This window comes from Anaerococcus sp. Marseille-Q7828 (assembly GCF_949769285.1).
In the GTDB taxonomy this organism is placed as follows: Bacteria; Bacillota; Clostridia; order Tissierellales; family Peptoniphilaceae; genus Anaerococcus.
This window is the reverse complement of sequence record NZ_OX458331.1, coordinates 1,777,011-1,787,152: the sequence shown is the minus strand read 5'-3', so window position 1 is coordinate 1,787,152 and position 10,142 is coordinate 1,777,011. Positions and strand designations below refer to the sequence as shown.

Annotated in this window: 11 protein-coding genes; 7 read left to right on the top strand and 4 right to left on the bottom strand. The window is 34.0% G+C overall.

Annotated elements, in window-relative coordinates; translation table 11 throughout:
- Nucleotides 1–93: 93 nt before the first annotated feature.
- The gene (locus tag QNH69_RS08570; protein ID WP_282930062.1) at nt 94–1,467 is read right to left on the bottom strand and encodes a leucyl aminopeptidase; all 1,374 of its coding nucleotides are present in this window, start codon (nt 1,465–1,467) and stop codon (nt 94–96) included.
- 107 nt (nt 1,468–1,574) lie between these two features.
- Here QNH69_RS08570 and QNH69_RS08565 point away from each other — a divergent pair, with 107 nt between their 5' ends.
- From QNH69_RS08565 to QNH69_RS08545, 5 genes are all read left to right on the top strand, one after another.
- Nucleotides 1,575–1,925, top strand: coding sequence for a Spx/MgsR family RNA polymerase-binding regulatory protein (locus tag QNH69_RS08565; RefSeq protein WP_282930061.1), 351 nt, complete (start codon nt 1,575–1,577; stop codon nt 1,923–1,925).
- Between the two features lie 8 nt (nt 1,926–1,933).
- Nucleotides 1,934–2,419 carry a GAF domain-containing protein gene (locus QNH69_RS08560; protein WP_282930060.1) on the top strand — a complete coding sequence of 162 codons (486 nt, stop codon included), beginning with the start codon at nt 1,934–1,936 and terminating at the stop codon, nt 2,417–2,419.
- A 61-nt stretch (nt 2,420–2,480) separates the two neighbouring features.
- Nucleotides 2,481–3,839 carry a branched-chain amino acid transport system II carrier protein gene (gene brnQ / locus QNH69_RS08555; RefSeq protein ID WP_282930059.1) on the top strand — a complete coding sequence of 453 codons (1,359 nt, stop codon included), beginning with the start codon at nt 2,481–2,483 and terminating at the stop codon, nt 3,837–3,839.
- A 28-nt stretch (nt 3,840–3,867) separates the two neighbouring features.
- The gene (trmB, locus tag QNH69_RS08550; RefSeq protein WP_282930058.1) at nt 3,868–4,497 is read left to right on the top strand and encodes a tRNA (guanosine(46)-N7)-methyltransferase TrmB; all 630 of its coding nucleotides are present in this window, start codon (nt 3,868–3,870) and stop codon (nt 4,495–4,497) included.
- Between the two features lie 71 nt (nt 4,498–4,568).
- Complete coding sequence (locus QNH69_RS08545) at nt 4,569–5,183, top strand: DUF4230 domain-containing protein (RefSeq protein WP_282930057.1); 615 nt, start codon at nt 4,569–4,571, stop codon at nt 5,181–5,183.
- Between the two features lie 22 nt (nt 5,184–5,205).
- Here the strand turns inward: QNH69_RS08545 and QNH69_RS08540 are convergent, their stop codons facing one another.
- The 3 genes from QNH69_RS08540 to QNH69_RS08530 all read right to left on the bottom strand — a co-directional run bounded on the left by QNH69_RS08540 (nt 5,206) and on the right by QNH69_RS08530 (nt 8,414).
- Complete coding sequence (locus tag QNH69_RS08540; RefSeq protein ID WP_282930056.1) at nt 5,206–5,913, bottom strand: heparan-alpha-glucosaminide N-acetyltransferase domain-containing protein; 708 nt, start codon at nt 5,911–5,913, stop codon at nt 5,206–5,208.
- Between the two features lie 137 nt (nt 5,914–6,050).
- The gene (locus tag QNH69_RS08535; RefSeq protein WP_282930055.1) at nt 6,051–6,560 is read right to left on the bottom strand and encodes a type 1 glutamine amidotransferase domain-containing protein; all 510 of its coding nucleotides are present in this window, start codon (nt 6,558–6,560) and stop codon (nt 6,051–6,053) included.
- 48 nt (nt 6,561–6,608) lie between these two features.
- Nucleotides 6,609–8,414 (bottom strand): ATP-dependent helicase, encoded by a 1,806-nt coding sequence (locus QNH69_RS08530; RefSeq protein ID WP_282930054.1) that lies wholly within the window; start codon nt 8,412–8,414, stop codon nt 6,609–6,611.
- A 72-nt stretch (nt 8,415–8,486) separates the two neighbouring features.
- Between QNH69_RS08530 and QNH69_RS08525 the strand changes: the two genes are divergently transcribed.
- Both QNH69_RS08525 and map read left to right on the top strand, forming a co-directional pair.
- Nucleotides 8,487–9,284 carry a nitroreductase family protein gene (locus tag QNH69_RS08525; protein WP_282930053.1) on the top strand — a complete coding sequence of 266 codons (798 nt, stop codon included), beginning with the start codon at nt 8,487–8,489 and terminating at the stop codon, nt 9,282–9,284.
- Between the two features lie 42 nt (nt 9,285–9,326).
- Nucleotides 9,327–10,133, top strand: coding sequence for a type I methionyl aminopeptidase (gene map, locus QNH69_RS08520; RefSeq protein ID WP_282930052.1), 807 nt, complete (start codon nt 9,327–9,329; stop codon nt 10,131–10,133).
- Nucleotides 10,134–10,142 lie beyond the last annotated feature (9 nt).

Sequence of the window (10,142 nt, the reverse complement as noted above, 5' to 3'; positions counted from 1 at the left end):
CTTTGCCCATTTTTATGACTGATAAGTTTTAGTATATCTTATGATATTTATAAGATTAAAAAGAGCTACCGTAATAATTGGTAGCTTCTTTGCTTATTTACTATATGATTTTGCTAGCTTGTAAAGAGTTTTTACATGGACTCCAGTACCACCTTTTTCGTTTAGTCCTTGAGACTTTGATAGGTAGGCTGTTCCTGCTATGTCTAGGTGAACCCATGGATAGTCTTCTACAAAGGCTCCTACGAATTGACCAGCTGTAATTGATCCTCCATATCTTCCACCAGAGTTTTTGATATCTGCTACTTCAGAATCGTTGTAAGTTCTTAGGAAGTCATCATTTGGCAATTGCCAGATTTTTTCGTCAGATTCTTTTGCAGCAGCCATAACTTTTTCAAAAGCTTCTTGGTTGTTGGTAACAGCACCGGTGTAGGTTTCTCCAAGGGCTACTAGAACTGCCCCAGTGAGGGTTGCAAGGTCTACAATAAGTTCTGGTTTGTATTCTGTTATGCCATAATTTACTGCATCAGCAAGGGTGATGCGACCCTCTGCATCGGTATTGTCTACTTCTATTGTCATGCCATTTCTTGCCTTTATAACATCACCAGGTTTGTAAGCCCCTCCAGAAATGCTATTTTCACAGGCTGCAACTAGGGCAACTACATTTACCTTTAGTTTATTTTTCGCTATAGCCTTCATAGCACCGATAACAGTAGCAGATCCACCCATATCAGAGTTCATAGTTTTCATTCCCTCGCTAGTTTTGATAGAGTATCCACCTGAGTCGTAGGTAAGGCCCTTTCCTACATATACTAGTGGTTCATTATCGCCGTGTAAGTATTCCATTACTATGAAACGAGGTTTGTTAGCTGATCCCTTGGCAACTTCAAGATAAGCTGTAAGACCCATATCACGGATTTGATCTTCTTCATAAATTTTTACATCAACACCAAGGTCACTAAGTTCATCATTGGCATATTTTGCTAGTGTTTCTGGATAGATGTCATTTGAACGTAGGTTAATGAGATCACGAGCTAAGAATTGACCACATAAAGTATCTAAAAGTTCGTTGACATCATTTTCGTAAGATTTTAAACCAACTGGTAAATTTATGCTTTCAAGATTATTTTCGCACTTTTGGCTCTTATAATGGTCAAAATTATATGTTGAAACTTGCAAAGCTTCTACAAGTCCAAGGACATAATATTTTTCCTCTAGGTTTAGGTCAGATTTTTCAAAAGAAATCTTATTGATATCCTTATCAGCCAAAAATCTTCCTAGTTTATAAACTGCTTCTTTGAATTTTTCTTTGCAAAATTTGTCTTTATCACCAAGACCTAAGAGAATTGTTTCTTCTCCAACAATAGGTAAAACTGAACCTTTTGATCCATCAAAAAATGGATTGTTGGATTCATTCTCAAAGACAAATTTTACTAAATTGTTTTTACTATCATTAAAAATAAATTTCATATACACTCCTTTTATATTATTATAGTACATGTGAGGAAGTTTTGCATTTATAATCAATAGAATAAAAATAGATAGGGTATCATATATTATAAGATGGAGGTAATACTATGAAATTAATTTGTTATAAAAGATGTACAACCTGTAAGGGTGTTGAAAAAATGCTAGAAGAAAAAAATATTTCCTATGACTATAGAGATATCAAGGAAGATAATCCAACAGCAGCTGAGCTAAAAGAATGGCACGAAAAGACTGGACTTCCAATCAAGAGATTTTTCAATACTTCTGGCAAAATCTACAGGGAAGAAAATATAAAAGATAAATTGCCAAACCTTACAAATGACCAGGCTTACGAACTTCTTTCTAAAGACGGCATGCTTGTGAAAAGACCTATTTTATTTACAGATGATGGGGAAATTTATGTAGGCCCTGATGTAAAAAAATACATCGAAGCCTTGTAGGAGATGAGATGACTTATACTCTTAGAGGTATGGATAAAATGGATGATAAAGCTCGCATGGTCGAGCTTTTAAATTTTGTCAAAATACAAGTTGAAGATGAAAAAGATCCACTAGCACTTATGAGCAATATTTCTGCCTTTATAATGTCTTGTACTAGGGATCTCAACTGGGCAGGATTTTATTTGCTAAAAGATGGGGAATTGGTCTTAGGACCCTTTCAAGGATTGCCTGCTTGCACCAGGTTAAGCCTAGATAAGGGAGTATGTGCCAAGGCCTTTAATGATAAGAAAATCACAAAAGTAGATGATGTCCACGAATTTGCCGACCACATAGCTTGTGATAGTGCATCAGAAAGTGAGCTTGTCATACCCTTATTTAGAGATGGTAAAGTTTATGGAGTCCTAGATTTAGATAGCCCAAGCAAAAATCGCTTCACTGAACTAGAAATAGAAACTTTTGATAAGCTAGCTAGGTTAATAGAAAAATATTTATAGTCTTTTTATGGTATTTTAATTCATTTTATGATATAATTATTCATTATGAAAGAAGGATACTATGAAAAAGACATTAAACTTTAAACAGATCCTACTTATAGGATCGCTTTTATTTGGACTATTTTTTGGAGCAGGAAACTTGATATTCCCACTTAAAATGGGCCAAGATGCCGGATCTAATATAGGCCCTGTTACTTTAGGATTTTTGTTATCTGGGGTAGGACTTCCTATATTGGGTGTTGTTGCTGCAGCCATGTCTGATAGCCAGTCACTTTTTGACATAGCAGTGCCTGCAGGTAAGAAATTCGCATACTTTTTTACAATTTTACTATACTTAACCATTGGACCAGGATTTGCTATTCCACGTACATCCACAGTTTCCTATGAGGTATCATTTGGATCATTTTCCATAAACCAAAGCTTGGGGTTATTTATCTTTTCATTGATATTTTTTGCCCTAGCCTTAGGCTTTGCTCTAAATAAGGGAAAACTTATCGATACTATAGGAAAATATTTGACACCTATTTTTCTCGTATTGTTAGGTGTAATAGTGTTACTAGGGATATTTAAACCTATGGGGCCAGTTGGGGCAATTGAGCCTACTAACAATTATCTAAGTTCTCCATTTTTAAAGGGAGTAATTGATGGTTACAATACCTTAGATGCTCCAGCATCTCTTGCTTTTGCTGTTATAATTATAGGAGCTATCAAGTCTTTTGGACTAAAAGATCCACAAAATATAGCCAAGCAAACACTAAAGGCAGGACTTGTATGCCTATTAGCCATGGGCCTTGTTTATGTATCATTGGCTTTGCTCGGCGCTAGTTCAACAAATATAATGGAGCCTGCAGCAAACGGAGCTATAATCCTTGCTGAGATAAGCAAGTACTATCTAGGAGATATAGGCCATATCCTACTTTCCTCGATTGTTATCGTTGCTTGCCTTAAGACATCAATAGGGTTAATATCAGCTTGTTCAGAAATGTTTAGCGAAATGCTTAGCTTTGAGATATCTTATGAAAAGTACTGCTATATATTTGCAATTATCTCATTTGCTATTGCAAACCTTGGACTTGAAACGATAATAAGCTTATCACTACCTGTCTTGCTATTTTTGTACCCACTATCCATAGTTTTGATAATTTTATCAATGCTATCAGTAAAAATAGGCAAAAATGAGACGATTTACAAATGGACAATAGGATTTACAGCCTTTGCGGCAATTTTTGACTTGCTAAAGGCAAGCCCATTTGCAAAATCCGATTTGGTTGTAAATATCCTAAAGTTTCCAGAAAATTTTCTTCCTGGCTTTGACCTAGGATTTGCATGGATAATACCAGCAGCTATAGGATTTGCAATAGGAATAATCATTGATAAATCAAAGAAAAATAGTAAGATAAGTAAGACTACTGGCGAGTAAAATTGCCAGTTTTTTTAAGGAGAATTTTATGAGATTGAGATTTAAACCAAATGCAATTCCTGAGATGAAGGAAAATGACAAGATATATTTTTATCCCAAAGATATGAGGGGAAAATGGGCAAGTGTTTTTGCCAACGATAACCCTATCTATCTAGAAATTGGAGCTGGGAAAGGAGATTTTATCATAGAAATGGCAAAAAGATATCCAGATATCAATTTTATTGCCCTTGAGATGAATACAAATGCCTTTGTAATTGCCAGCAGGAAAATTGAAGAAGAAGGTCTAACAAATGTGATAGGCTTAGTCGACTATGCAGAAGACTTGGAAGAAGCTTTTGATGAGGGTGAAATTGACCGTATTTACATTAACTTTTCGACACCTTGGCCAAAGACTAGGCACCACAAGAGAAGACTAAGCCATCCTAGGTTTTTGGAGATATATAAAAAAATTATGGTTCCTTGTGGCATAGTTGAACAAAAAACTGATGATAGACCTTTTTTTGACGATTCACTAAAATATTTTGAAGATTTTGATATGGAAATATTGGATTATAACCATGATCTTGCCGAAGAAGATTCTATCGTGACAGAATACGAAAGAAAGTGGAGGGAAAGAGGTATTCCAATTAATTATGCAAAGGCAAAATTTAAGAATTAATAAAATAAAATTTGATTTCTTGAAAAATATAGTATATTATATTTGAAATATGAAAAAAGGAATGATGATAAATGAATAAAAAAGAAAAAAGAGGACTCAAACAAGGTCTGATATCTAGTTTGATAATTACCATTATTTTGATAGGCGGCAGCATCTATGTCAAAAATAACTTTGTTCCCAAGGAAGAAACCCTTATTAGTTCCGAAACAGTTGAATCTTCGCTCAAAGAAGCTAAGGAGCTAACCACTCTCAAATACCACTACAAAAATATAGCGTCTTTTGAAAATAGCCAAGAATTTCAAGGTTTCAAATTACCATTTACTACAAAAAGATTTTTGTATACTTACGCGGGCGTCATTCACGCTGGCGTGGACCTAGATAAGGCAAAGGTGGATGTTAATAACGAAGATAAAACAGTTAGCGTCACTTTACCAAAATCCAAGATTTTAAGTCACGATATTGACGAGAAGTCTGTAATGTTCTACGATGAGAAGAATTCGATTTTTAATCCCTTAGAGCTTGAAGATTATTCTAATTTTAGAAAAGAAGAAGAAGCAAAGGTAGAAAAAGAAGCGGTAGACAAAGGTTTATTGACCGAAGCTGATGAACAAAGCAAAAAAGCTGTAGAAGATATTTTAAAAATCAACCCAGAAATAGCAGAACATTATACAATAAATGTAAAATAGGGCTTAAGCATTTTCTTAAGCCTTATTTTTGTGTCAAATTATAGATAAGTGTGACAAGGGGATACAAAATTATCTGATGGGCTAGGTAAATTTCCATAGAATGACGGCCGATTTTTGCTAAGAATGAGTCATTAGTTTTTGAAGATTTGTCTTTGATATTTACAAATTTTCCTAGTAAGTATCCTCCTATAAATATAAAAAGCCAAGGGATTATAGGAAAATAATCACTAGAAGCAAAAGATTCTCCAGGAAAACCTAGGATAAATAAGTTTTTGTCATATAAATTTTTGAATATACCATACAAGGACCCTCTCGGTACATTGTAAGTTATGATAAATAATAAGAAAAATACAAAAAATAACTTATCATTTATCTTAAGATATTTTTGCAAAAGTCCTGTTATTATCATGGCAGCTCCAAGTCCATTTAAAACTCCCCAAATTATTGACTGTTCGGGAGCAAATAGGTAGGTTACAAGACTTATGGCAAGGCCGATGAGTGATGTGATAATACCCCTTTTGATATTTTTACTGGCATTTAAAAAATTGGATGTTAGGCCAGAAATAGTAAAAAAAGATGTGGCTATTGATAGCTGCCAAATCTTATTTAAAAGTGTCCCGTCATACCAAGAAACTTGCCAGTAGTAGTCGATGTTATACATAAGGTGGAATAATACCATAGAAATTATGGTAAATCCACGGAATTTGTCTATAAAATAATTTCTCTTCATACTTATATTATAACACTGTTTTATTAATAGTTTAGTTTAAAATCTTAATTAAAAAAGGAGTATATGTAGCTTATTTTTTAAGTTATTTTAGGTTCAATTAAGACAAAAAGAGACCTGCGTTTGAGCAGGTCTTAGCTTTATTTTGAAAGTTCTTCTACAAAAGTTTTGATTTGAACTGGCAAGTCTTTTGGTGTTCTTGCTGTTATAATTTTTTGATCAACTACAGTTTCTTCGTCAACCCAGTTTGCACCAGCATTTTTCACATCAGTGCTGATAGTTTTTACTGATGTTGCCTTTACACCTTCTAGGATGTCTGCTTCTACTAGGACCCATGGACCGTGGCATACAGCTCCAACAACTTTACCAGCTTCATGCATTTCTTTTACAAATTTAACTGTAGCTTCACATTTTCTCATAGCATCTGGAGAATATCCACCTGGAATATATACACCGTCGTAGTCGCTTGCTTTTACATCTTTACTAGCTAGGTCAGATTTTACTTTTAATCCACCAGATTTGCCGACATATTCCGTATCTTTTTCTGTACCTACTAGGTCCACTTCAAAATCTTCTCTAAATCTATGGTAAGGATAAAGTAATTCACTTTCTTCAAAATTATTTTCAATTAGCACTGCTATTTTTTTCATTAATATCTCCTTTGTATCTTACATCGAGTCCTTATATATTTACCCTAATTATTGATTTTTAATATCTAGGTAGAAAGGAGACGGCTCGACCTTGATTCCAAAGCGTTTTTTGAGGCTTATTAGGTGGAGATTTTCCCTAGCCCTGGTCATAGCTACATAAAAAACTCTACGTTCTTCTTCTAGTTCGTTTTCCTTATCATCTTGGTCAACTATCATTGGAAACTCATTTTTGACTAGGTCTACGACAAAAACATTGTCGTACTCCAGCCCCTTGGACTTGTGGATGGTTGAAAGGATTAGATTAGAATTTTTATTTCTGTTGACATAATTCTTGTAGGTCTCAATTCTTTCGTAAAATTCATCTATAGTTTTTAGCCCCTTAGTAAAATTAATAATACTTTCAAGGTATAAGTCCTTGTTGAAAATTACTTCATTGTATTTTGATGAGAACATTTTGATGTAGTCTTTGTAACCCATATAGGAATAAATATAGGAGATCTTGCGATCTATAGTAAACTTTTTTATGTGCTTTATCTGTTTTTCCTTATCCATGAGATTGTAGGCTTTCTCATCATCTATAGTTTCATAGAGATAGTCAAATATGCTGGAGTTAATTGGTTTATATTCGAGTTGTGCGACCTCTTCTTTACTTAGGTAAGTTTTTATCTTGTAATAAATATCAGAAAAAACTTCTACATCGTCTGGATTTTCTGAGAAATAAATTATTTTTTCCATATCTTTGATGACTATAGAGTCAAAGAAATCATAGGATCCACTATTTATAGCAAATTTGATCTTATCTTCCATGAGAAAACTCACTAGATTTAGGGAGGAGATGTTGTTCCTATATAAAATCGCATTTGTTTTACCATCTTCTATGTGATTTATTATGTATTTGTAGGCATCATATGAATCTTTTCTGCAGACTAGATTTACCTTGTTTCTTGGAGGATTATTGGTAAATATTTCTTTTTCGTACCTATTTTTATTTTGCTTTATAAAGCTATCGCTCACATTGACAATTTGAGTAGAGGACCTGTGATTTTCATTCATTGTAATAATCTTTGCATCTTTAAAAACATTTGTAAAGTTTAATAGGTACTCTGGATTGGCAGCCCTAAAACCGTAAATGGACTGGTCATCATCAGCTACTACCATGAGATTATTTTCTGGGTAGACTATTTTTTCAAGGATTTTAAATTGCAATAGAGAAGTATCTTGCCCCTCGTCTAGTTGTATGTACTTGTATTTGTTCTTAACAGATTTTAATAAGTGTGAATCTTCGGATAGGAGCTTGTAAGCTAAAGTCTGCATATCGTCAAAGTCAATATAAAAATTTTCTTTTTTGAAGTTTTCATATATCCTATAAATCTTTTCTATATTTTTGATATCAGATTTTTTAAGATAGGATATGTCAGATAGGGAATTTCTCATGTAACCCACGTAGGAAAAAAAGTTTTTTAGGTCTTCATTGCTCATAGTGCGATTATTTATGTCAAAATATATTTTTTGTATGAGATTGTACTTGTTGTAGGAATCATCACTTTCCAAGATTTTAAGCTTGCGATTTTGCCTTTTGTAATAATTTCTAATCACTAGGTAGCAAAAAGCATGGATTGTCATAAAATTCGTTTTGTAGTCTATGGCTTCTTTTCTTTCAAATCTTTTTTTCATATCCATAGCCTGAGTCCTCGAAAAAGTTAGAGATAGGATTTTTTCAGGATTAATTTCCTTTGAAAGCTCATCAATTCGCTCTAATAGCATGGTTGTCTTTCCTGCTCCAGGTACTGCTAGGACCATACAAGGGCCAATTTTATGATTTTTTGCTAGTATTTGTTTGTCTGTTAGTTTCATAGAATTATCATACCATATAAAAATTTATAGAAATATGGTAAAATAATATTAAATACATATATGGGGGATAAAATGCTAACAACAAATTTTCTAAAATCTAGAACTTCAACTAGAGATTATAAAGATACAAAATTAGATGAAGGAACATTAAAGAAAGTATATGCCATAGTAGATGAAGAAGCAGAAAAACTAGGCAAAGAAAGTCTAAGCTTCTTACTAAATACTGATGGTGATTCAGTTTACAATGCTCTTAATGGAGTGGCAGGTTATAGCGGAGTAATGATCAAAGCACCTGCTTATATAGCTCTTGATGCAAAAAACAATGATCCATCAACACTTGTTAAGGGTGCTTATGGACTTGAAGAAATAATTACTAAACTAAATGAAATTGGCCTAGGAAATTGCTGGATAACACTTGATGGAGTAGAAGATACAGTAAAACAATCAGCCTTCAATTATTCAGAAGGAAAGATTAACATATTACTAGCTATCGGTTATCCACTTAGCGATGAAGTTCGTACTCACAAATACGATGACAGAATTGCTACAGAAGATTTAGTTTTCTTAGGTGATTTTGACACACCAGCTACAGATGAAGACTTAGAACAAAGAGGCCTAAATGATATATTTGACTATGCCAAATTTGCTCCATCAGCTCAAAACAAGCAAGAGTGGAGATTTGTAATAGTAGATGATGAGATAAATCTATATATAGAAGACTACCAAGGAGATGTAAATTTAATAGATGCAGGTATAATAATGTATTATATTGATGAACTTGGTAAATCTTTAGCAATGACAAGTGGCTGGGATATAAATCCAAAGATTGAATCCGAGAAATACACTTATATTGCAACAAAGAAAATGTAAGATTAAGCGGCCTCGGTCGCTTTATTTTATTGAGAGGTTAGAATGATAAGATTATATACAGAAAAAGATTTTGAAAAGATGAGAAAGGCAGCAGAAATATTATGCCAAACTCATCTAGCACTTAGAGAAGTTATAAGGCCAGGAATGACTACAAAGTCCTTAGATGACTTTGCCCACAAATTTATAGTTGATCACAAAAAAGCAGTACCAGCTCAACTTGGTTATAGTGGTTTTCCATATACACTTTGCATATCAGTAAATGATGAGATATGTCACGGTTTTCCAAGCGATTATGTTCTCAAAGAGGGGGATATAGTTTCAATTGACAACGTAATTGACCTTGATGGGGGACTAGCTGATTCTTGCTGGTCTTACAAAGTTGGTGAATTGGCTGACAGGGATCAAAAGCTAATGGATGTGACACTAGAAGCCCTAAATCGTGGGGTAAAGGCAGCAGTTGTTGGCAATAGGATTGGTGATATTGGCCATGCTATCCAAGAATACTGCGAAGTAGAAAATGATTTTTCAGTTATACGTGATTTTATAGGCCACGGTATAGGCAAAGAAATGCACGAAGACCCACAAGTGCCTCATTATGGCAAAGCTCATAGGGGTCCACGTATACAAACTGGCATGGTCTTTACTATAGAACCTATGATAGCTAGCGGCAATTGGCCAATGGAACTAGAAGACAATGGATGGGTTGCCAAGACTCGTGATGGATCAAATGTTTGCCAATTTGAACACCAACTAATAATTCACGAAGATGGTCCTGAGGTAATCACCGACCAGAGCAAATATTCATTGACTGAAGAAGATAAAGACTTTATAAAATCTTATAAATTTTAATAGGTGTGG